This window comes from Rhizobium sp. 42MFCr.1, from assembly GCF_000377185.1.
Lineage (GTDB): Bacteria > Pseudomonadota > Alphaproteobacteria > Rhizobiales > Rhizobiaceae > Rhizobium > Rhizobium altiplani.
Window position 1 is genome coordinate 68739 of the sequence record NZ_KB897829.1, and the last position, 21113, is coordinate 89851.

Sequence of the window (21113 nt, forward strand, 5' to 3'; positions counted from 1 at the left end):
GGCGTTGGTGCAATTTATTTAGATCCATTCGACATTTGAGAGAATTGTCGCTGTTCGGACAACAATCAACCGAATGTCGGCATAATCAGGCGAGAGTGCCTGCTGCCGCTGCCATATTCGCGAATTCGGAACGGAGGCGAGGTGTCGCGAAATCGACAAAGGCGCGAACCTTCGGCACCGACATCCGGCCCTGCGGCGCGAGCAGGTGCACCGGAAGTGGCGGGTGTTCGGCGTCGGCGAGCACGATCTTCAGGCGTTCATCGCGCACATAAGATGCCACATGGTAGGAGTAGAGCCTCGTCAAGCCGCCGCCTGCAGCAGCGGATGCCGCTGCTGCACGAACGCTGTTGACGATGCAGCGCGGTGTGAAGTGAACCGTGCGCGGAATGGACGAGCCCTTCGCCGGCGTGAAGCTCCAGGAATCCAGGCCGAAGTTGCTGAACGCGACAATCTGATGTTTCGCCAGGTCGGCGGGTTCGACGATACGAGGATGGTTGGCCAGATAGCGAGGGGAGGCGACGACGACGCGTCGCACGTCGCCACCGAGACGGGTGGAGACATGCGAGGAGTCCGGCAGGTGACCAATGCGCACGGTAAGGTCGACGCCCTCATCAACCAGGTTCACCAACCGATCCAGCATAAGAAACCGGACAGAGACCGTCGGGTGAAGTTCGAGGAAGTCGTCCACTATGGGGCGCAACACCTCTTCTCCCAGGATCGGCGGCGCCGAAATTGTCAGCGTTCCGCGCGGTGCCGCGCGCTCGCCGCCGGCAAGCATGTCGGCTTCCTCGAGATCCACCAGCACACGCCGACAGGCCGCCGCATACCGTTGACCTGCCTCGCTCAGCTTCAGCGTCCGGGTCGTCCGGTGGAGCAGTTCGACACCGACATGCGCCTCCAGGAAGCTCAGAGCGCGGCTGACTGCCGTTGGCGATCGTTTGAGATTACGGGCGGCTCCGGCGAGACTGCCCTCGTCAATTGCCGTCACAAACACCTTCATTGCGTCGATGCGATCCATTCTGCCGCCTCGCGGAATAGTGATTGTTCGGCGGCGAGTATTCACCCGAAGTCGGTGGGAAGTAAATACGCATGGGCCGGGAGCAACTGCCTTCTGGTAAGTATACCAATCCAAGTGGCGCAAGGAGATTGGCAGCGGGAAGTGACTACCGCCATTTGGCAATTGGCGCGGGCCAAGTTGGGCGGCTTTCGCCGTTGATCGGCGGCTGCTGAGGTCGCTTGCATTCTGATACAATTCGGGGGGAATGCGACACATCCGGGATACTTCGGACCGGTCCTATGCAGGCACCATCAACGACCAGTGTGTGAGCATCGGTCAACTGCAGGGGATGACGACATGATCCTATTCCTGATTGCTTATCTCGCAGGGGCGCTGACCATCGTCAGCCCTTGCATTCTCCCGGTCCTGCCATTCGTCCTGTCGCGGGCAGGTCAGCCGTTTACACGAAGCATCCTGCCGATGTTACTCGGTATGATCGTGACCTTTGCCGGCGTGGCAACGCTTGCTGCGGTCGGCGGAAGCTGGGCTGTGCATGCCAACGAAATTGGTCGATACGCTGCCGTCGCCCTGATCGCCGGCTTTGGCGTGACGCTGCTTTCGCCGCGTATCGCCGCGGTGGTAACGCGGCCCGCGGTGGCCCTGGGCAGCCGCCTGTCACAGCAGGCGAGCGGCAAGAAGGGGAGCGTGGGCACGTCCTTCCTTCTCGGCGTCGCAACCGGCCTTCTCTGGGCGCCCTGCGCCGGTCCGATCCTCGGGCTCGTCCTGACTGGCGCCGCACTGCAAGGGGCAAACGTTCAGACGACGCTCCTGCTGACGGCCTACGCTGCGGGTGCTGCTACCTCGCTAGCAATGGCTGTCCTTGCCGGGGAGAAGGTCTTTGCCGCGATGAAGCGATCGCTCGGCATTGGGGAACGTCTGCGGCAGGCGCTTGGCATCGCCGTGCTGGCCGGTGTCACGGCAATTGCGCTCGGGCTCGATACCGGCCTGTTGTCGCGCCTTTCCTATGCGAGTAGTACCCGCATCGAGCAGTCGTTGCTCGACAGGCTGCATAACGCAAGCGATACGGCCGGAAAGCCGTCGGGCAGTGCGATGCAGCTCGCCGCGAACGATGCGCGCAAGGGATACCAAAGCGATCTGCCTGTGCTCGGCCGCTTCGTGTCGCTTGACGGTGCCGTGGAATGGTTGAATTCGAAGCCGCTTACGGCTGAAGAATTGCGCGGCAAGGTCGTTCTGGTCGATTTCTGGACCTACTCCTGCATCAACTGCATCCGGACGATCCCCTACGTTCGGGCCTGGGCAGAGAAGTACCGGGATCAGGGCCTCGTCGTGATCGGAGTCCATTCGCCCGAATTTGCCTTCGAGAAGCGTGTTGATAACGTCCGTCAGGCGATCGACAAGTTCCAGATTGGCTATCCCGTTGCGATCGACAACGACTTCAAGATCTGGCGGTCATTCGCCAACAACTACTGGCCCGCCCACTACTTCATCGATGCCAAGGGCCAGATCCGGCACACCCAGTTCGGCGAGGGAGACTACGAACAGTCCGAACGGGTGATCCAGGACTTGCTGGCGGAAGCCGCTGGAAGCAAGAAGGTCGACGCAGCTACCGTCACGCTCGATGCCAAGGGCGCCGAGGCGGCGCCCGACTTCGCGCAGCTGCAATCCGGCGAATCCTATATCGGCTACCTCCGCGCCGCCAACTTCATCTCACCGGAAGGCGTCGGAGCAGACGCTGCACGCGACTATACGGTGGGAAAGCCCGATCTCAACGAATGGGGTCTGACAGGCAAGTGGACCGTGGGCGGTGAGCAGGCCTCGCTGGATCAGGCCGGCGGCGGCATCACCTATCGGTTCAGCGCACGGGATTTGCACCTCGTGCTTGGGCCAGGCGCTGACGGCAAGAAGATCCGCTTTCAGGTGAAGGTGGATGGCGTGGCGCCCGGCGCGGACCACGGTTCGGATATCGACGCTGAGGGAAACGGTACCGTTTCGGAAACCCGGCTCTATCAACTGGTGCGACAATCGGGAGAGGTTCGGGAACGGACGTTCGAGATCCGCTTCCTCGATCCTGGTGTCGAGGCATTCGTCTTTACCTTCGGATGAAAGGGCAGAACAATGAAAAATCGACGGAAAGACCCTTCGGCCTCATTCCGCGCCATTGCACGCCTCGGCCTTGTGGCGCTGGCGGTGATCGGTGGCGGCGGCGTGGCGCTGAGTTTGAATGGCGGTTCGAAGCCCGAGGAAGCCAAGCACGTTCCTCCGGCTCTGCATGACGTGGCAGCGACGCCCGGAAAGCAATCGCTGGTGCTTGCCGGCGGTTGCTTCTGGGGCGTCCAAGGTGCGTTTCAGCACGTTGCCGGCGTCGTGAGTGCCACGGCGGGGTATGCCGGCGGAAGTGCCTCGACCGCAACCTACGAGATGACCGAGACAGGGCAGACCGGTCATGCTGAAGCCGTGGAGATCGTCTACAATCCGAAGCAAGTCACCTACGGCCAGTTGCTGCAGATCTTCTTCTCTGTGGTTCACGATCCGACACAGGTGGATCAGCAAGGGCCTGACGTCGGCAAGCAATATAGGTCGGCGATCTTTCCGCTGAACGACGAGCAGGCCAAGGTCGCCTCCGACTACATCGCGCAACTCGGCAAGGAAGGCGCGTTCGGTCGCCCGATTGCGACGTCGATCGAAGTTGGGAAAACGTTCTATCGCGCCGAGGCCTTTCATCAGGACTACGTCTACAACAATCCCAGCCAGCCCTATGTCTACATCTACGAGCAGCCGAAGATCGAAGCTCTGAAGCGGCTTTTCCCGGAGCAGTATCGCGAGCGACCAGTGCTCGTCGCGGACCAGTCACGCTGACGCTAGCCGCGCGACGCGGCGCGTGGCCAGGAATGGTCAATACAGATCGGATCGGGTTCCGCCCGATCCCGAGCCTTACACAGAGGTACAGTTCTCAGCACATTCGAACACATTCACGATACGCGCTGCCGTCACGCTGAATTCAACCCGCTGACGAGCAATCTGAGTTTTTCGGCCGCTGGCCCGAACAGACCGAGCAATCGAGGAGAAAGAAAAAATGCGCATACTGGTCATCACTTATGCCGTGCTTGCGTTGGCAGCTGTGCCATGCGCCTGGGATAGCGCTCCGGGCGAGCCGCCCCCGATCGCGGCACTGTTCTCGCTGTTGTCGCCGGCGGCGGATGCCGGCTCGCAGGAGCCCGCGCAGATTGCAAAGGCTTCCTTCGTGACGTCTGATAACCTATTGCTCCAACACGCGAACTATTGAGGAAATCAACAATGAAACTCTTCCAGGACAAGATCTCGTCGGCTGCGTCCCGTGTCAGGATCGCACTTGCGCTGAAGGGTCTGGACGTCGAGCGCGAGGCGATCGGAATTCTTGGGCCGGATGCACTCAACCGGAAGCCGGAGTATCTGCAACTCAATCCGCAGGGGCTCGTTCCGGCTTTGCTGACGGATGAAGGCGTATTGCTGACGCAGTCTCTCGCCATCATCGAATATCTCGACGAGCGTTACCCCGAACCTCCACTCCTGCCCGGCAAGCTTGAAGATCGCGCCTTTGCGCGGACCGTCGCCCTGGCGATCGCCGCGGATATCCATCCGCTTCTTCCGCCCCGGGTGGCCGCGCACCTGGGAACGATCGGCGTCAAGGCCGAGGACATCGCGGAATGGAGCCGCCACTGGATCCGTGTCGGCCTGACGGCAGTGGAAGAATTGCTCGCGCGGCGGCAGACAGGTCAGTATGTAGCCGGCGATGCGCCGTCGATGGCCGACATCTGCCTCTTCCCACAGGCGATCAATGCGGAGCGGACTGGGCTTCCGCTCGACCAGTGGCCCCGAATTGCAGCGGTTGTCGCCAGGCTTCGAGAGATCCCCGCCTTTGCCGACAATGGTCCGGCGCCCCGAAGCTGAGATTCTTGCTGTTCAACCAGTACCGCTGCCGGATTCTTAGCCTTGATGGCTCGCAGTGCGGCCGAATGCCGCGCCGCTTGATTGTCGCCACATCGGGTCGTCCGCACAGGGAATCTAGGATATTCAACCGCTGGGTGCTTCAGCCCTCGAGGTCGGGTCACGCGTTGGCCCGGCCTTGCTGATTTTCGCGCGCGTGAGTTGTTGTAGGTTGTGCTGGGAGCGGACAAAAGCAGTGCAATGTATACCAATGTATCTCTCAACAAACGTATCTACATTGGGTTTCAATTCCAGCCAGCGGACACACAAACGATACACATCGATCATGCTTAATATCGGTGTCTTTAACAAAGTCTGGAGAGTAGCGATGGCAGAGGAAGTCAATCAACAACGGCGGCGGTTCATGGGCGTGGCGGCACTGACCGTCGCAGCCGCACAATTAGGGGGCATCGGGACGAGCCTTGCCCAGGCGGCGACGCCGGCTGCTGCCCGCATTCCTGCCATCGCGCCAGGCACCAACACGTCGTTCGGCACAATCAAGCAGATCGATGCAGGCATGCTTAACGTCGGCTACGCCGAACTTGGAGCGAGCGACGCGCCTCCGGTCATTCTCCTGCATGGCTGGCCCTATGACATCCACACCTATGTCGACGTCGCGCCACTGCTGGCCGCCGCCGGCTATCGCGTCATCGTGCCTTATCTGCGTGGCTACGGCACTACGCGTTTCCTCTCCGACAAGACGATGCGCAACGGTCAGCAGGCTGCGATTGCTGCCGATATCGTGGCGTTCATGGATGTCCTGAAGATCGAGAAGGCGCTGATCGCCGGTTGCGACTGGGGCGCTCGGACGGCCGACATCATCGCGGCGCTTTGGCCGCAGCGCTGCAAGGCCCTGGTTTCCGTCAGCGGTTACCTCATTGGCAGCCAGGAAGCCAACAAGGCGCCGCTACCGCCGAAGGCGGAGCTAGCCTGGTGGTATCAGTTCTACTTCGCGACCGAACGCGGTCGCAAAGGCTATGAGCAATACCGGAGCGAGTTTGCCAAGCTCATCTGGCAACTCGCGTCCCCCAAGTGGAATTTCGACGACGCAACCTTCAACCGCAGCGCCGCCGCCTTTGAAAATCCCGATCACGTCGACATCACCATTCACAACTACCGCTGGCGTATCAGTGCGGCCAAGGGCGAGCGGAAGTATGACAAGTTCGAAGCACAGCTTGCCAAGTTCCCGTTTATCGGCGTGCCGACAATTACGTTAGAAGGTGACGCCAATGGTGCGCCTCATCCGCAGCCGGAGGCCTATGCCAAGAAGTTCTCGGGCAAGTATGAGCATCGGCTGATCACCGGCGGCATTGGTCACAATCTGCCGCAAGAAGCGCCTCAAGCCTTTGCACAGGCCGTGGTCGACGTCGACCGGTTCTGATCGCTCTACCGGTGGATAGCCGCGGCTTTTCCGGTTTGGCCTTTGGAATTCTGAACCTGGCGGAGAGCGTTTTCGGCGTTCACGCCGGGTTTTTTCATGGGTACGCGTGTGAAGCGATCTCATCAGTCGCAATCTGCGTCCGGCAATTGGTTGAGATATCGGCCTTTCGCCTGTGGTTCGTATCGCAGTGTATCGGCCCCACGTCTGTGGGGGAGTTGGTTACATTTCAGCGTGACGGCGAAACATTCCAGACACGTGCGGAGCGCCATCTGTGTTCGACCGCAAGCGAGGCAATCGGGCCTCGGCGGCGTCCATTTCGTCGAAAGGAAGAACAGTATGAGTGAGAACCAGAAAGTCATCTACACTGGTAAGACACACACGACCGGCGGCCGCGATGGAGCATCGCACAGCTCCGACGGTCGCCTTGACGTCAAGCTGTCCTCGCCGGGCAGCACGGGGCAGGGGACGAACCCCGAGCAGCTTTTTGCCGCCGGCTGGTCGGCCTGCTTCATTGGCGCAATGGGCTTTGCCGCCGGCAGCCTGAAGGTCGCGCTTCCGGCCAACCTTGCGGTTGATACCGAGGTGGACCTTTGCAGCAGCACCGGCGGCTACTCTCTTCAGGCACGCCTCAACGTCAGCCTGCCGGGCATTGATCAGGAAACTGCGCGGGCCATTGTCGACGCGGCACACCAGACCTGCCCGTATTCCAAGGCAACACGCGGCAATATCAACGTCACCATAAACCTCGTCTGACGAGATAAGAAAAACGGTCCTCCCCGTCAGATCGGGTGTGTGATGTTGAGGAGCGGCAGCCGTCACGGCTGCCGCTCTTTTTATTGGAGAGTGTGCCCGGCGGCGGGTTAAGCCGCGGTTTTGTTGATGGCGATTTCCGCCACGAGGCCACCGCCGTCGCGGTTGCGCAGCGTCAGCGACCCACCGATTGCCGCGGCCAGCTGCACGGCAATAGCAAGGCCAAGTCCGGTTCCGCCGGTGTCGCGATTGCGCGACTGTTCCAGCCGGAAGAAAGGCTTGAGGACGGCTTCCAACTGATCATCCGGAATGCCGGGGCCGTGATCGAGCACGCTGATCACGATGCCCTCATCGGAGCGGCGTTTCACCTCGATCTCGGCGCTGCCGCCGAACTTCAGTGCATTGTCGATGAGGTTGGTCAAAACGCGCCTCAAGGCATGCGGCCGCGTCATGATCGCGCCGCCGCTCATCTCCTTGATAGCAACGGCCTTGCCGGTGTCCTGGTAGTCGTAGACAAGGCTCTCGATGAACGAGGACAAGTCGATGCGCGAAGGTTTTTCGACATTGCCGTGGGCGCTACGAGCATAGGCGACGCCTTCCTTGATGAGACGTTCGATCTCGCCGAGATCCTGCATCAACTTGTCCCGATCGCCGAAATCCTCGGCCATTTCTGCCCGGAGCTTCATGCGCGTGATCGGCGTCTGCAGATCATGCGATATGGCTGCAAGTATCTGGACGCGCTCCTCTAGATATTGAGCGATGCGCTCGCGCATTGCGTTGAAGGCGGTTGCGGCATAGGCGACTTCGCTTGGTCCCGTCTCACTCAGGCGAAGGGCCTTCACGTTCGGATCAAGTGTGTCAGCCGCTTTTGCGAGATTGACGAGAGGACGAATGGCCTGACGCACGGCAAACCAGCTGCAGAGGACCAACAAAGCCAGTTGCGCGGCGAGTACATAGGGCAGCCAGTCGGCGAGGGGCATAATGCCCGCGGGATTGACGTCTATCGTCAGGGGCGTTCCATCGCTGAGGGCGAGATGCGCCTGAAGGCGGAAATTCGGACCGGGGATGGTTTCGACCGTGATCGGAAATTTCGGCCCGATCGCCGCCCGTACCTTGGCGGCAAATTCGGTGCCGCGTGCATCGAGCGCCGGTTTTCCTGGCAGGCCCGGCCCCAGAACAAACCTGTAGCTTCCCCGGTCAAGGCGATCGAGCCAGTCGGCGCGCTCGTCTGGCGGGAGGCGATCGAGGATGGCGATCGAGGTCGAAACATCGTTTTCGAGGGTGTTGAACATCACCGATCTGGCGGCCGTGTAGCGCTCGAAAAACAGCACGGTGAACGACATGGCATGGGCGACCGCCAGGCCCGCAAGCAGAATAAGAAATAGCCGCGCTCCGAGGGTGCGCGGCCACAGACGAAATCCATTCAGAAGGGCGTGCGTCGCCATCAGCGGGCCTCGGTGATCTCGATCGGCATGGAGAAGACATAGCCTTCGCTGCGGACGGTCTTGATGTAGGTCGGTTCGCGGGCATCGTCGCCAAGCCGCTGGCGGACACGGCTGACCAGAAGGTCGATCGAGCGGTCGAAAAGCTCGGCGTCGCGGCCCTGTGTCAGGTTGAGAAGCTGATCGCGGTTCAGCACCCGTTGGGGGTGGTCGATAAAGACGCGCAGAAGGCGATATTCGGCGCCGCTGAGTGCGATGACCGTTCCGTCGGAATCGACAAGATGGCGTGCTGTCGTATCGAGCTTCCACTTGCCGAAGCTCAGCAGTTGGCCGGCTTCCGACACCTGCAGATTGGGCGGCAGCATGCGGGTACGCCGGAGCACGGCCTTGATGCGCGCCAACAATTCGCGTGCCGAAAATGGTTTGGCCAGGTAGTCGTCTGCGCCCATCTCGAGACCGATGATGCGATCCATCTCGTCGGTGCGCGCTGTCAGCATGACGATCGGAACGGCCTTGTGTCGTCCGGCCCGCAACTCGCGGCTCAGAACGAGGCCATCGTCGCCGGGCATCATGACATCGAGGATGATGAGATCGACCGAGTTCGCGTCGAGGAATGCGCGCATTTGCCGGCCGTCGGCGACGGCGGTGACACGCAGGCCGTTTTTCTTCAGGTAGCTCGACACGAGCTCCCTGATTTCGCGATCGTCATCGACGATCAGGATGTGGTCGATGTGCTCCATCGCGCGATCTCCATTATTGCACTGCTAGCGACGCCCCTGATGTATCCGCCGTATGTTTACGGCCTGCGGGCTTGCATGTCTCTGTATCCAACGGATCTTTGGATACATTGCGATACAATGTCCACACCTTGAATTCCTCCGATAAGTCATGGAAATCGTTTTGTTCATTCCGATGGCATTGGGCCGGCAGCTGTCCGGTGACAAGCTGCTCGCGGCGCGCCGTTCGCATTGAGATGGCGGTCACGCCAGGGCGAACATTTCCGCGGTTCTGGGTGCGAGGGGCGCATTGCGCCTATGCAGCAGCAGAGCAAACAATCTGGATCGCTCAGGCCTTAGGCAGCCTCAAGCGTCCGATCGCTTTCTGCGACAAACACATCGAGAAATAAGGTACACCATTGATCGGCGGTGACTACATGTGCGAGAATCTGACTATAACCTGGGGGCCTGAGGATGATCCAAATAGTAGCGGCGGCGATGATGGCAGTTCTTGTTGCGGGTTGCGCGGTCACGTCGGTTTCCTATTCGGGGGAAGGATATGCGCCTATTCCCGGCAGCATAACCTATGGCGGCCAGCCTCGAACGAAGCTGACAAAGGCGCCGATCGGCTCTTCGTTCCCCCATACGTTCACGGATCAGACGGGGCGTGAGGTCGAGGAGATCTATGTCATCCAGCCCGATCGAACTCTGCTTATAGTCCAGCGACACTATCGGCCGTTCTTGGCCTGGAGCAGAAGGTAAGGCAGGGCTGAGAGCCCATGCCCCGATCGACCCTCGGGAAAACTTTGAGGTTCGTTTGGCGAATCCGGCTGGCTGCAGAAGATCAATCACGTCCGGATCGCGCCAGATAAGTCAATTTGCCCTTCGTCCTGGAATGCGTCGGCACCTCGGCACCCGCGACCTAAGGTACATTCCGGTACAAATCGACGCTCAACAAACACACGCCGTATACATTCGGCCGCTCTAATCCGACGCGATGTTGGGCAAGTCCAACGCGCGCGCAAACGCTCGGTTGCTCAACGCCGATTTTGGAAGATCGTCGACAGGGCAGCAGCCAAGGATGTACCGGTGTTTGGAAGACCAGAGGGCAGGACGATGGAAAAAGGCTTCTACATAGGCGTACTTGCCGCACTCTTCGCGGCTTTTGCCTTTTCGCTCAACTTCGTTGTGCCCTTCATAATTGGTGGCTATTCGACCCTTGATTTTGCCCTTGTCCGCCATGTAGCCTCCGCATTGGTCGGCTTGTGCGTTCTGTTTTCGAATAAGGGGGCGGTACAATATCTCACGCTCCGAAACGTGCTTTCCACGATCTGGCTCTCCTTCATTGGCTATGTCGGTTACTTCCTGACGGTAACGGGAGCTGCCATTTTTGCGGGGCCAGTAATTGCTCCCGCCTTTCTTGGTCTGGTTCCAATCGCTCTGATGGTCATCGGCAATCAACGGCAGGCATCATTGCCATGGCGGTTTCTGCTGATGCCCCTCATGTTGGTCCTGGTCGGTCTAATGTTGGTCAATGGTACGGTATTCACGGCCGAAGGATTGGATTCTGTCCGTTCATTCTGGATCGGCGTTCCATTGGCGCTTGCAGCGGTCGCGTTGTGGGTCTGGTTCGCGATTTCCAACCAGGCCGCACTGGCCGCCCGGCCTGACATGCCATCTGGTGTGTGGTCCGCTCTTATTCTCGTCGGTGGAGGCGTCTTGATGCTTGCCTTCTACCCGGCCGGAGCTGCAATGGGTCTCTTCCAGCTTCCCAAGCTCGGCTTCGGCTGGCATTCCGCCGGCTCGCTCTATGTTTGGGGCGTATCGTTCGCACTACTGGCAACGGTATGCGGCGTGTGGGCCTGGAACATTGCCTCAAGAAACTTGCCTGTCGCACTGGCCGCGCAATTGATCGTTTCGGAAACCGCGTTTGGTGTCATCGGCGGGCTGGCAGTCCATGTGCGATGGCCGAGAGCTGTAGAAACCGCAGGAGTCGCCATTCTTATTGCTGGGGTAGTCCTGTCAGTCCGGATCTTCTACGAAACACAGTTTCGACCGGGCAATCCGGTGCTGGCATCGGAATGAGTGCTCTGCCGCCAGGTGGTCGACGCTCGCCCAAAAGACAGCTTCGGCCGGGATGCACCGCAAGCGGTCATTCGGCCGACAGGTATTGTCCGACAGCTTATTCCTCGCCTGAATCATTCAGCGGGTCGATGTTGTGGGAAAGTGTTCCGACCCCATGACAGCGGCGGCCGATATCAGTATCGAAGCATCGGGTAAGCCGGTACAAGAAGTCTAAGCCTAGCGACGGTTGAGTATTCGGATGACCGATAACTCTATTTAGCGCCTCCGACCCATCTCAAAATTCTTCAAGGTCGCTTGGCGAAATCGAACGGAACGGGGCGAGCGATGCGCGACACAAATGGCTATTTTCCGCGTTGGCGGCTGAAGACGGAGGGGCGCATTCTGCCCGACGAGCGGCTGCCCACAGGGCAGACGATGGTGCTGGGCCTCCAGCATGTCGTGGCAATGTTTGGCTCAACGGTGCTTGCTCCGATAATCATGGGTTTCGACCCCAACGTCTCGATTCTGTTTTCCGGCCTTTCGACGTTGATTTTCTTTGTCGCCGTAGGCGGGCGCGTGCCGAGCTATCTCGGCTCGTCCTTCGCCTTCATCGGTCCCGTTCTTGCTGCAACGGGGGCGGTCGCCGGGGCACCCAACCCGAACATCGCGCTGGCGCTCGGTGGCATCATCGCCGCGGGGGCGATTTATGCGCTGATCGGCGTCGCGGTCGCGCTCGCCGGTCATCGCTGGATTGAACGGCTAATGCCACCAGTCCTCACCGGCGCAATCGTCGCCGCAATCGGGCTTGTGCTCGCGCCGATCGCCATATCCAGCGCCTCGGGCATTGGCCCTGCCAACCCTGAGGGCGACCAGCTCTCGCGCTGGGTCGCAATTCTGACGTTCGCCGCCGTCGGCCTGGTCGCGGTCTACGCGCCGGGCATTGCCCGCCGCCTGCCGATTCTTCTCGGCGGCGCGCTCGCCTATCTCGCCTATTTCTTTGTCGCGAACGGTTTGGGCCACGGCGCGCCGATCAATTTTTCCGGCGTCGCGGCGGCCCCTTGGTTCGGTTGGCCTCACTTCACGGCGCCGGTCTTTTCCGGCTCCGCGATCACGCTGATCGCCCCAGTCGTCGTTATCCTCATTGCCGAAAATCTTGGGCACATCAAAGCAATCGGGGCAATGACGGGGCGCAATCTCGACCCCTATCTCGGCCGCGCCTTCATCGGCGACGGTATCGCGACCATGGTTTCGGGTGCCTTCGGCGGTACCGGCATGACGACCTATGCCGAAAACATGGGGGTGATGGCGGTAACGCGCATCTTCTCCACGCTCGTCTTCCTCGTTGCGGCCGCGGTCGCCATCCTGCTCGGGTTCTCGCCGAAATTCGGCGCCCTTATCCAGACGATCCCCGGACCTGTTATCGGCGGGCTTTCGATCGTCGTTTTCGGTCTCATCGCGGCGACTGCAGGCCGCATATGGGTCGAGAACAAGGTCGACTTCGCCGAGCCGCGCAACCTCATCACGGTTGGCGTCGCGCTTGTGCTGGGTGCGGGCAACTTCAAGCTCGCGGTCGGGGGATTTACGCTTGACGGAATTGGTACCGCGACGATCGGAGCGATTATCCTCTACCACGCACTCGGATGGGCGAACCTGCCCAAGGGGTCAGACCAGAACGCTTAGCGCCCGTCGCCATCGCGCGGGACGAGTTCCCGCGCCTTTGCGTCCTGCTCTGCGCTCTGCCGGCTGCCACGAGGCAGCCATCGGAGGCGCGGCACGCAGAGATCAACGACCATGGAGTCGCGGTTCACCGGCGTGAGAGCTGCTCTTCCCGAGTAGTGGCTCCAGGCCGGTCGAACCCGGCAAAAGTCTGCTGTCAGAGAGTGTCGATGACCCCACCGTCCACGCGAACGGACGCGCCCGTGGTCGCGGAAGCGAACGGCGACGCAAGATAGGTCACCAAGTTGGCGACTTCCTCGACGGTGGCGGCACGTTGAATGATCGAGCTGCTGCGATGCTGCTTGACGAAGGCGGCAGCGACCTCCTCCAGCGGCAGTCCGGTTCTAGCTTGCTCTTCGGCAAGCATCGTTTCTACGCCTTCGGAAAGCGTGGGCCCAGGGAGGACGGAGTTCACTGTGATGCCCGTGCCGGCCATGCGCTTGGCGAGACCACGGGCAACCGCGATGTCGGCGGTCTTGCTGACGCCATAGTGGATCATCTCGACCGGAATGTTGAAACCGGATTCGGAGGCCAGGAATATCACGCGGCCCCAGTTTAACTTCTGCATGCCTGGGAGATAGGCGCGGGAGAGCCTGACGGTGGACATGACGTTGACCTGCCAGTGTCGATCCCAGACCTCGTCCTCGGCGTCGAAAAAGTCGATTGGCTGGAAGATGCCCGCGTTGTTAATCAGGATGTCTACCTGAGGAATTTGGGCGACAAGCGCTGCACACCCCTCGGCGGTTGAGAGGTCGGCGGCAGCAGACTTGACTTTGCCACCGGGACCTTCGCTCTTGAGCCGTGCGGCGGCCTTTGCGGTTTTGTCTTCGGACCGGCCGTTGACAACGACATCCGCTCCAGCCCTTGACAGCTGGCGGGCAATTGCGTAGCCGATGCCTTCCGTTGATCCTGTGACCAGCGCCCTCTTACCAGTAAGATCAATTTGCATTTTCCGCTCCCGTCGAGGTTGGATGACGAAACGTATAGTCAGTTCTGCAGTCTCGCAACGGTCTGACCGCCGAGGATCCGGCGATCTTTCACACAACATCGTCAGTCAGCACGAATGCGGCAACCTCCGGACCGAGGAGAAATCAGACCTTACGGCGTCGATCGCTTCATAAAGGGCGGCCGGCGAATTCTCTCCTGCCAACACCCGATTCAACGGCAACACCCATCGCGGAACGGAACGCGTCCGCTTGGGGCGATCATTGGCAACTGACGGCTTTGCGCAGACAGCGGCCACCAGCGTACAACAATGGCTTGGATGGCAACCTGGCTCCGTCACAACATCGAGCCGGTATCGATAAAGCGCTGGTGCCACGACAAGGCTTCCTTCGGCAAGGTTGGGGTTTGTAAACCGTAAGAGCCGGCAAGCGCGCGCTCGAAATAGTCAAGAAGAGCGGGCCGGTAGGTGGGATGGGAACAGTTGTCGATGATCGTCCGCGCGCGTTGCTTCGGCGAAAGCCCGCGCAGATCCGCAAGGCCCTGTTCCGTCACCAGCACCTGGACGTCCTGGTTGATGTGATCGACACGACTTGCCTGCGGCACAATCGCAGAAATCTTGCTGCCCTTGGCAGTCGATGGAGTCATGAAAATGGAGATATAGGCATTGCGCGCAAAATCCCCGGAGCCGCCGATACCGTTCTGGATGCGCGAGCCCATGATGTGGGTCGAGTTAACATTGCCGTAGATATCAGCCTCGATCAGGCCATTCATCGCAAGACAGCCAAGACGGCGGATCAGTTCGGGATGATTGCTGATCTCCTGCGGCCGCAGCACCATCCTGTCACGATAGGTTGGCATGTTCTCGTTAAGACGACGTGCCGCCTCCGGGCTGAGTGAGAAGGCGGTCGCGGAAGCCATCCTGAGCTTACCGGCATCGAGCAGGTCGAGCATGCCGTCCTGGATGACCTCGGTAAATGCCGTCATGTTCTCGAAAGGGCTGTCGATCAAGCCAGTCAGCACGGCATTGGCGATATTGCCGACGCCGGACTGGATTGGCAGAAGCGAAGCCTGCAAACGCCCCTTGGCAACTTCGTGACCGAAGAATTCCAGCAGGTGGCCGGCAATGGCCTTGGCGGCGTCGTCCGGCGGCGTAAAGGGCAAGTTGCGATCCGGCGCATCGGTCTCGACAATAGCGACGATCTTGTCGGGATCGCAGCGGAACGCCGTTTCGCCGATCCGGTCATCCGGCCGAACCAACGGTATCGGGACCCGGTGCGGCGGCAGTGCCGTGCCATAATAGATGTCGTGCATGCCTTCGAGCGCCGGACTCTGCCAACGATTGACCTCGAGTATGACCTTCTCTGCGCGGTCGAGCCAGGTCTTGTTGTTGCCGACCGAGGAGGACGGAATAAGCGAGCCATCGGCGCGAATGCCGGAGACTTCGACAATCGCGGTATCAAGGGGGCCGAGAAAGCCCTGCCAGGCCATGGGCGCGACCTGAGAAAGATGCATATCGAAGTATTCCATTTCGCCTCGGTTGATCTTTTCGCGGGCGTATGGATCAGAGTTGTAGGGCAGTCGAAACTCGATGCCGTTCACTCGGGCGAGCGCGCCGTCGAGTTCGGGACCGGTGGAGGCGCCAGTCCAGACACGAAGATGGAAAGGATTGCCCCCCGCATGCTCTGCTTCGATCTTGGCCGCAAGTGCAAGCGGTACTGATTTCGGATAACCCGATCCGGTAAAGCCGCTCATCCCCACCGTCGAGCCGCTGGTTATCAGCGATGCCGCGTCCTCGGCCGTCATGATCCGTGAACGCAAATTTTCATTGAATATTCGGGACATATTCGCCTCCTAGCTGTCTGCGTGAACAGGCGGTTTGACCCGCACGAAGCGTTCCGCGCCTTGTCGCGCGCGGCGTCGATCAAGCGCCGGTCTAGTCGGCTCCATCAATGGCTCATAAGTAGAGGAATAGTGGCATGGGACAGCAGGCGATAGGTGACGCGGCCGAGAAGCAGCTCGAGCAGATAACCGTGCTTGAACGCACCGATCAGAATGCAGGTGGCGTTCGTCGACGTGCCAAAGTCGAGGATGGTGTTGCCGACCGAGCGGCCCGATGACGAGGTAACGACAATCTCGGCATCCAGCCCCAGCTGATGGCAGATTTCCCTGGCCGACTTCTCGTAGTGCCTGTTCGGTTTGTCATCGACGCAGAGCACCGTGATGCGGTTGGCGGCGGCAAGCCAGGGCCTTGCGGCGACCATTGTCCGTCGTGCGTGGTCATGCGGCTTCCAGCCAACGAGGACGTGGTCCAGCAGGTGCCCCCGATAGCCACTGGCTGGGGGGACCAGCACCAGCTTGCCTTCATGAAAGAGGACATCGTGAAAGGCATCACGAGCGTCGAGATTGCCTCTGTAGGGCGTTACGACAAGCGATGCATTCCGGCAGACAGTGCTGACGCAGCGGCGCAGATCGCCCTGGCAATCGCCGAGCATCAGGTCTTGCCGGTGAGGCGCATGCAATTTCCACTCCTCGAACAGCTGCCTGACGTGTTCGTACCGCTCGTGCGTCGAACCTTCCTCCAGGTCGCGCATCATTTGCAGTTCGATTTCCTCGGCGGATACGAGCATCGACAGTGGATCGGCACCGATGTGCACGGCGGCAATGTTGTCCTGCACGGCATCGGCCGCGTCGTCGGCCAGATCGAGGCAGGTTTGTGCCGAGGCTGGATCGGGCAGCAGCACGACAATATCGGCATGGCTGGTGAGATCACGAACGTTGCGTGGAGCGGCACCATCGTGAGATGCGCTGAAGCCTTGTGACCAGTTGCGGTCGTCGGTGGTTGTCGTGATCAATCTGGCCCTCCTTCATGGATCGGCCCGCACGGTTGCACTGGAATAATACGCTAATCTGACCGGCGTTGAAATCGCCTTGGCAGAGGAAGGCGACCTATTTTAAGCACCGAAGCCGGTGGCTGCCGAATCCCGGTGCCGATTCCGCCGGTCTTGCGCCTTAATCGCGACCTGCTAGAATCTCCGGTGCCAAGCTTTTGTGTCGGCTGCATTTTTTGGTTCCCTCTAGCTATATGCGGGGCGCGATGGAGACGGCAGTTACCTCTAAGCTGACCTATGGCGCGGAGCCGGGATTACGCTTCGCCTTGCTCTTGGACGGGTGTGGCGGCTGCACGCAGTTGGACATTGCCCGGGCGCAAATGTGGAAGCCGGAAGATGGGATCATCTGGCTGCACCTCGAGCGCGACCATGCGGCGGCGGCCAATTGGGTCAACCGGGAAAGCGGTCTCGATAGCTTCGTGACCGAAGCTCTTCTCGAAGAGGAAACACGGCCTCGCGTCGAGCCAGTCAACGATGGCCTGCTGATCATCCTTCGCGGCGTCTGTGCGACTGCGCCGGACGAAGCGTCGGAAAAGCAGACCGACATCGATCTCGTGCCGCTCCATATGTGGGTCGATGCGAACAAGGTGATTTCGCTGCGGGACAGCGGTCACTACATTACCGCCCTTCGCGACATTCGCCAGGCGCTCCAGAAAGGCAAGGGCCCGCTACGCACCGGTGACCTGCTGGCGTTGATCGGCGACAAGCTTGTGCGCGACCTGGAGCCAGTGCTCGACTCCATGGACGAGGAGGTGGACGAGCTTGACGAGATGATCTTTCACGGCGAGGCAGGCCAAGTGCGCGAACGCCTCAAGCTGCTGCGTCGGCGTTCCGTCCAGCTTCGCCGCTATCTGGCGCCGCAGCGCGATGCGTTGAACCGCATCGAGCATGATGATGCGCCATGGCTGCTGGAGCGCGACAAGCTGCGGATGCGCGAGGTGATCGACAAGCTGATGCGCTTCATCGAGTACCTCGATGCCATCCGCGACCGTACGGGTATTCTGCACGACGACCTTTCGACGGTGATCAGCGAGCGCATCGCGCGCAATTCCAACCGGCTGGCGGCGCTGGCGGCGTTGCTACTGCCTCCGAGTGTCGTGGCCGGCTTGTTCGGAATGAATGTCGGAGGCATTCCGGGGGTCAACGACACCTGGGCTTTCATCATCATTGTCGTATTCGTGACGATCACATCCGTTGCGACGCTCTGGGTGCTTCGGCGTATCGGCTGGCTTTAGAGCACGGCATCGTCCCAGACTACGAGCCTTGAATGCGCTGTCCTCTATGCGATCAATTCGCTGCGAAGCAGTAGAACAGGCCGTCGCCACCAGTCCCATTGAAGGCTTTGACGGTGCAGCCGCCGCGTGTCGGGTGCGAGGAGTTCCACGACTTCGCTTGGGCGGAGTCATCAAGGCCTGTTCGGTCGCTGTGGCCGACGATCGCGACACCTTCAGCGCCGCCCATCGTCCAGTTGCCGCATGTCTCCGGCGCCGCAGTGCCATCGGCTTTCGAACCGGTGAGCATGTCGTGCCGGTTCGGCGTGTCGCCTCGGCCGTTGATGATTTCGCCCTTCTCATTGAGCGCGGTCTGCTTGGTCAGGTTGTTCTTGTCGCTGTGCAGAGAGGCCACGTCGTCGGCGATCTTTTCGCCTTTGGCGTTATACCAGGGCCCAGAGCCAATGCGGTCCTTTGCATTTTCGGCGTCGGTGGAAAGATAGGCTTTCCAGGTCTTGCCCGTCGAGCCAGCGGCCGTGGCAAGCGTGTTGCAATAGGCGTCCGCACCGGCGAGACCACCGAGATCGCCACCCTTGCCTGGATTTACACTGGTCACGAAGAAACTCATGGCGGTGTCCTGAGCATGGACCCCGACCGCTGAAAAGGCCAAAGCGGCCGCGATATAGGCAAACCTGCGTCTCATGGCGTCTCTCCCCGGTTGAAATTTCTAGCGGAAGGAAGCGTATTGCAGGTAAGTCTCGGCGTAAAATCGAAATCACGTGATGGGACCTCGGGAGGAGTCTGAAGGGTGCGGCCCCCGCGGCCCGGCTTTTGGCTCATTTCGCAGTACACATCGTACGGTGGTCGTACACGCGCCTGTCGAGGTTTCAGTCAAGTTGGCGTGATTTCAACCACGCGTTCTTGACAATGAGTTTTAGCGGTAAATATCTGTGCTCTCCGGCTTCCGACGCAAGGCCTCAGCTCAGTATGATCGACACGCGCTTTTCGACCGCTTTACAGATTGTCATCAGCGTTGCCGTCAATGAAGAGGCCAATCTCCGCACCACGAGCCAATCACTTGCGCAAGGGCTCGATACAAGCGCAAGCTTTGTCCGCAAGCTGTTGCTTCCGCTCAATGAGAACGGAATTCTTGCTACCTCCCAGGGCGGCAAGGGGGGCATTCGTTTGGCACGACCACGTGACCAGATTTTGCTCAGCCAGATCTATGCCGCCGTGACCGGTGACAAGAAGATCTGGGCGACTCGGCACGATATTCCGCATGAGGGACTCGTGGGTGAGAATATCGGCGACCTTTCGGAGTTTCTGTGTGATCGAGCGGAGCAGGCTGTCGTCGACATGCTTGGTTCGGTGACCATCGAGGACAGTGTGGCGGAGCTGCGTCGACTCGAGGCCGAGAAATCTGCCGGACATCAGCACTCGGCGGATGCTAGCCTCGTGCGCGATCGCCACCCCGCCGAATAATTTCATCCTTAAACTGGAAAGGGGCGGCCGGGCAGGGAACCCGTGCCACCCCTCCTAACTGATCGGAGGTCAATCTGATCAGAACTCTTAAAGCGCGGCGCCGCGCTGCCTTTCCCCGTGACTTTAGCAACGGAGAGAGGCGGAAACGCGGCGCCGCTTTTTTAGTTAGAATGCGCGCTGGAGGCGGAAGAAGCCCGTCGTGACGTCGTCAGCCTTGTCCGAGTCGAAGTAATTGACGGTTGCCTTGGCGTAGAGGTTGTCGACGATCTGATAATCAACTGTGACACCGACCTTCCAGGCGTCGTTGTTGTCGTCGAAGTCGCCCGCGACGATGCCGTAGTTGCCGTAGTACTGAGCGGCCGGGGTGATCTTCAGCTTGTCGGTCGCCTTGATGGCGTACTCAGCCGCGACAACCCATTCGGCGGTCTGATAGTAGGAGTTCGGGCCGCTGGAGTAGATCGCTGCGAGGCCGAGGGTGCCCGGGCCGACGGCAACGGTACCCATGGCGCGAACGGCACCTTCTTCGTTATCTGTGTCGTAGCCGGCCGTGATCTGGTAGCTGAAGATGCCAGCCTTGCCGCCGATGCCGACTGCTACGCCGACGTTGTTCGGGTTTTCACCAGCGCTGAAGTAGCCGTCTTCCAGCTCGTCAACGCTGATGCCAGCGTAGAAGTTTTCAGCTTCGTACTGATAACGGATGGAGTTGTGTAGCGTGACCTTGCTGCCGATGTCGTCCGTTTCGCCCGAGAGACCATCGTCCCACCAGCTGTAGAACAGACCTGCGCGGAAGCCAGCGATGTCGATGTAAGCGGAGTCAAGCAAAGATGCCTGCGACTTAGAGTTGTCGGCATTCGTCTGCAGGACGATAACACCGGTGAGCGGGCCGTATTCGGTGTCGCTCTTGGCGGTGAACTGGACCTGACCACGGGTGTAGGCATCCCAGTCGGAGTCATTCGCAACATAGGTACCGTTGCCAGTGGTTGCGCTGGCATTCGGGCCGGCGTTAACCTGGAAACGGATGTAACCGCTGATCTTCAGGCAGGTTTCGGTGCCCGGGATGTAGAAGTAGCCGCTGCCGTAAGCGTCGCAAACGCGGACGTATTCAACTGGTTCCGGCTCAGCAGCAACGATGGCGTCAGCAGCCTGGGCGCTCGTAAAGGCAGCCAGGGCCGCCGCCGAGCTCATAAGGATCATCTTAATGTTCATTCTCAGTCCAATCTTTTGTCGATTGGGCACAGGTCATCACTGCCGAAACCGGCTCTACCTACCCCAAATTGTTTCGTACAAGCCCTTGCGGGAAACGCGGTACGTCCGCAGCGCCAAATTACATTTCCCGTTAAATGTATCAATAATAGATACAGTCAAAAATTGGGTTTTGCTGCAAAGCGAAATCGGGGTGTTGCGCAATCGCAACTGTCACTTTCTGCGCAAGAAGAGGGTGCTAATGCAACCTGTAACAGTTTGGTATTCAAAGGGTTTTTTATATGGATGTCATCCGGATAATATTGTTGCATCGCAGCATTTGCATCGCCCTGCG

Annotated in this window: 19 protein-coding genes; 11 read left to right on the forward strand and 8 right to left on the reverse strand. The window is 60.0% G+C overall.

What is annotated here, in order from left to right; translation table 11 throughout:
• Positions 1 to 85: 85 nt before the first annotated feature.
• On the reverse strand, positions 86 to 1018 hold the full coding sequence (locus C934_RS0114040; protein ID WP_018117202.1) for a LysR family transcriptional regulator: 933 nt from the start codon (positions 1016 to 1018) through the stop codon (positions 86 to 88).
• A gap of 336 nt (positions 1019 to 1354) precedes the next feature.
• Between C934_RS0114040 and C934_RS0114045 the strand changes: the two genes are divergently transcribed.
• From C934_RS0114045 to C934_RS0114070, 6 genes are all read left to right on the forward strand, one after another.
• Positions 1355 to 3121, forward strand: coding sequence for a cytochrome c biogenesis protein DipZ (locus C934_RS0114045; RefSeq protein WP_018857305.1), 1767 nt, complete (start codon positions 1355 to 1357; stop codon positions 3119 to 3121).
• 12 nt (positions 3122 to 3133) lie between these two features.
• Entirely contained in the window at positions 3134 to 3874 is a 741-nt protein-coding gene (msrA, locus tag C934_RS0114050; RefSeq protein WP_018857306.1) for a peptide-methionine (S)-S-oxide reductase MsrA, read from the forward strand.
• A 217-nt stretch (positions 3875 to 4091) separates the two neighbouring features.
• Positions 4092 to 4301, forward strand: a complete 210-nt coding sequence (locus tag C934_RS0114055) for a hypothetical protein (RefSeq protein ID WP_018857307.1) — start codon at positions 4092 to 4094, stop codon at positions 4299 to 4301.
• Between the two features lie 11 nt (positions 4302 to 4312).
• Positions 4313 to 4945 carry a maleylacetoacetate isomerase gene (maiA, locus tag C934_RS0114060; protein ID WP_018857308.1) on the forward strand — a complete coding sequence of 211 codons (633 nt, stop codon included), beginning with the start codon at positions 4313 to 4315 and terminating at the stop codon, positions 4943 to 4945.
• A gap of 364 nt (positions 4946 to 5309) precedes the next feature.
• Entirely contained in the window at positions 5310 to 6362 is a 1053-nt protein-coding gene (locus C934_RS0114065; RefSeq protein ID WP_018857309.1) for an alpha/beta fold hydrolase, read from the forward strand.
• A gap of 336 nt (positions 6363 to 6698) precedes the next feature.
• On the forward strand, positions 6699 to 7115 hold the full coding sequence (locus C934_RS0114070) for an organic hydroperoxide resistance protein (RefSeq protein ID WP_018117208.1): 417 nt from the start codon (positions 6699 to 6701) through the stop codon (positions 7113 to 7115).
• A 107-nt stretch (positions 7116 to 7222) separates the two neighbouring features.
• On the opposite strand, the gene C934_RS0114075 is transcribed toward C934_RS0114070, so the two are convergent.
• Entirely contained in the window at positions 7223 to 8557 is a 1335-nt protein-coding gene (locus C934_RS0114075; RefSeq protein ID WP_018857310.1) for a sensor histidine kinase, read from the reverse strand.
• Complete coding sequence (locus C934_RS0114080) at positions 8557 to 9294, reverse strand: response regulator (protein WP_018117210.1); 738 nt, start codon at positions 9292 to 9294, stop codon at positions 8557 to 8559. The genes C934_RS0114075 and C934_RS0114080 overlap by 1 nt, the downstream gene beginning before the upstream one ends.
• A gap of 474 nt (positions 9295 to 9768) precedes the next feature.
• Between C934_RS0114080 and C934_RS0114090 the strand changes: the two genes are divergently transcribed.
• The 3 genes from C934_RS0114090 (at position 9769) to C934_RS0114100 (ending at position 13014) form a co-directional block, all read left to right on the forward strand.
• A complete protein-coding gene (locus C934_RS0114090; protein WP_409564072.1) occupies positions 9769 to 10032 on the forward strand; it encodes a hypothetical protein in 264 nt (87 codons plus the stop codon).
• 354 nt (positions 10033 to 10386) lie between these two features.
• Entirely contained in the window at positions 10387 to 11355 is a 969-nt protein-coding gene (locus C934_RS0114095) for a DMT family transporter (RefSeq protein WP_018857311.1), read from the forward strand.
• A 324-nt stretch (positions 11356 to 11679) separates the two neighbouring features.
• The gene (locus C934_RS0114100) at positions 11680 to 13014 is read left to right on the forward strand and encodes a solute carrier family 23 protein (protein WP_018857312.1); all 1335 of its coding nucleotides are present in this window, start codon (positions 11680 to 11682) and stop codon (positions 13012 to 13014) included.
• A gap of 193 nt (positions 13015 to 13207) precedes the next feature.
• On the opposite strand, the gene C934_RS0114110 is transcribed toward C934_RS0114100, so the two are convergent.
• The 3 genes from C934_RS0114110 to C934_RS0114120 form a co-directional block, all read right to left on the reverse strand.
• Positions 13208 to 13999 carry an SDR family NAD(P)-dependent oxidoreductase gene (locus C934_RS0114110; protein WP_018857314.1) on the reverse strand — a complete coding sequence of 264 codons (792 nt, stop codon included), beginning with the start codon at positions 13997 to 13999 and terminating at the stop codon, positions 13208 to 13210.
• A gap of 332 nt (positions 14000 to 14331) precedes the next feature.
• On the reverse strand, positions 14332 to 15837 hold the full coding sequence (locus tag C934_RS0114115) for an acetyl-CoA hydrolase/transferase family protein (protein WP_018857315.1): 1506 nt from the start codon (positions 15835 to 15837) through the stop codon (positions 14332 to 14334).
• A 104-nt stretch (positions 15838 to 15941) separates the two neighbouring features.
• Positions 15942 to 16847, reverse strand: a complete 906-nt coding sequence (locus C934_RS0114120) for a universal stress protein (RefSeq protein WP_018857316.1) — start codon at positions 16845 to 16847, stop codon at positions 15942 to 15944.
• Between the two features lie 242 nt (positions 16848 to 17089).
• Between C934_RS0114120 and C934_RS0114125 the strand changes: the two genes are divergently transcribed.
• On the forward strand, positions 17090 to 18118 hold the full coding sequence (locus C934_RS0114125; protein ID WP_025660036.1) for a CorA family divalent cation transporter: 1029 nt from the start codon (positions 17090 to 17092) through the stop codon (positions 18116 to 18118).
• Between the two features lie 52 nt (positions 18119 to 18170).
• Here the strand turns inward: C934_RS0114125 and C934_RS0114130 are convergent, their stop codons facing one another.
• Positions 18171 to 18797: a hypothetical protein gene (locus C934_RS0114130; RefSeq protein WP_018857318.1), complete on the reverse strand. Its 627-nt coding sequence runs from the start codon at positions 18795 to 18797 to the stop codon at positions 18171 to 18173.
• A gap of 284 nt (positions 18798 to 19081) precedes the next feature.
• Between C934_RS0114130 and C934_RS0114135 the strand changes: the two genes are divergently transcribed.
• On the forward strand, positions 19082 to 19576 hold the full coding sequence (locus tag C934_RS0114135; protein WP_018117220.1) for an RrF2 family transcriptional regulator: 495 nt from the start codon (positions 19082 to 19084) through the stop codon (positions 19574 to 19576).
• A gap of 165 nt (positions 19577 to 19741) precedes the next feature.
• Here the strand turns inward: C934_RS0114135 and C934_RS0114140 are convergent, their stop codons facing one another.
• A complete protein-coding gene (locus C934_RS0114140) occupies positions 19742 to 20782 on the reverse strand; it encodes a porin (RefSeq protein WP_018857319.1) in 1041 nt (346 codons plus the stop codon).
• Positions 20783 to 21113: the final 331 nt, after the last annotated feature.

Excerpts from the sequence above, each read along its gene's own strand:
- C934_RS0114080 (WP_018117210.1), bottom strand. The coding sequence starts at position 9,294 with ATGGAGCACATCGACCACATCCTGATCGTCGATGACGATCGCGAAATC.
- C934_RS0114040 (WP_018117202.1), bottom strand. The coding sequence starts at position 1,018 with ATGGATCGCATCGACGCAATGAAGGTGTTTGTGACGGCAATTGACGAG.
- C934_RS0114100 (WP_018857312.1), top strand. The coding sequence starts at position 11,680 with ATGCGCGACACAAATGGCTATTTTCCGCGTTGGCGGCTGAAGACGGAG.
- C934_RS0114070 (WP_018117208.1), top strand. The coding sequence starts at position 6,699 with ATGAGTGAGAACCAGAAAGTCATCTACACTGGTAAGACACACACGACC.
- C934_RS0114140 (WP_018857319.1), bottom strand. The coding sequence starts at position 20,782 with ATGAACATTAAGATGATCCTTATGAGCTCGGCGGCGGCCCTGGCTGCC.
- C934_RS0114065 (WP_018857309.1), top strand. The coding sequence starts at position 5,310 with ATGGCAGAGGAAGTCAATCAACAACGGCGGCGGTTCATGGGCGTGGCG.
- C934_RS0114095 (WP_018857311.1), top strand. The coding sequence starts at position 10,387 with ATGGAAAAAGGCTTCTACATAGGCGTACTTGCCGCACTCTTCGCGGCT.
- msrA (WP_018857306.1), top strand. The coding sequence starts at position 3,134 with ATGAAAAATCGACGGAAAGACCCTTCGGCCTCATTCCGCGCCATTGCA.
- C934_RS0114130 (WP_018857318.1), bottom strand. The coding sequence starts at position 18,797 with ATGAGACGCAGGTTTGCCTATATCGCGGCCGCTTTGGCCTTTTCAGCG.
- C934_RS0114055 (WP_018857307.1), top strand. The coding sequence starts at position 4,092 with ATGCGCATACTGGTCATCACTTATGCCGTGCTTGCGTTGGCAGCTGTG.
- maiA (WP_018857308.1), top strand. The coding sequence starts at position 4,313 with ATGAAACTCTTCCAGGACAAGATCTCGTCGGCTGCGTCCCGTGTCAGG.
- C934_RS0114135 (WP_018117220.1), top strand. The coding sequence starts at position 19,082 with ATGATCGACACGCGCTTTTCGACCGCTTTACAGATTGTCATCAGCGTT.
- C934_RS0114125 (WP_025660036.1), top strand. The coding sequence starts at position 17,090 with ATGGAGACGGCAGTTACCTCTAAGCTGACCTATGGCGCGGAGCCGGGA.
- C934_RS0114045 (WP_018857305.1), top strand. The coding sequence starts at position 1,355 with ATGATCCTATTCCTGATTGCTTATCTCGCAGGGGCGCTGACCATCGTC.
- C934_RS0114110 (WP_018857314.1), bottom strand. The coding sequence starts at position 13,999 with ATGCAAATTGATCTTACTGGTAAGAGGGCGCTGGTCACAGGATCAACG.
- C934_RS0114090 (WP_409564072.1), top strand. The coding sequence starts at position 9,769 with ATGATGGCAGTTCTTGTTGCGGGTTGCGCGGTCACGTCGGTTTCCTAT.
- C934_RS0114115 (WP_018857315.1), bottom strand. The coding sequence starts at position 15,837 with ATGTCCCGAATATTCAATGAAAATTTGCGTTCACGGATCATGACGGCC.
- C934_RS0114075 (WP_018857310.1), bottom strand. The coding sequence starts at position 8,557 with ATGGCGACGCACGCCCTTCTGAATGGATTTCGTCTGTGGCCGCGCACC.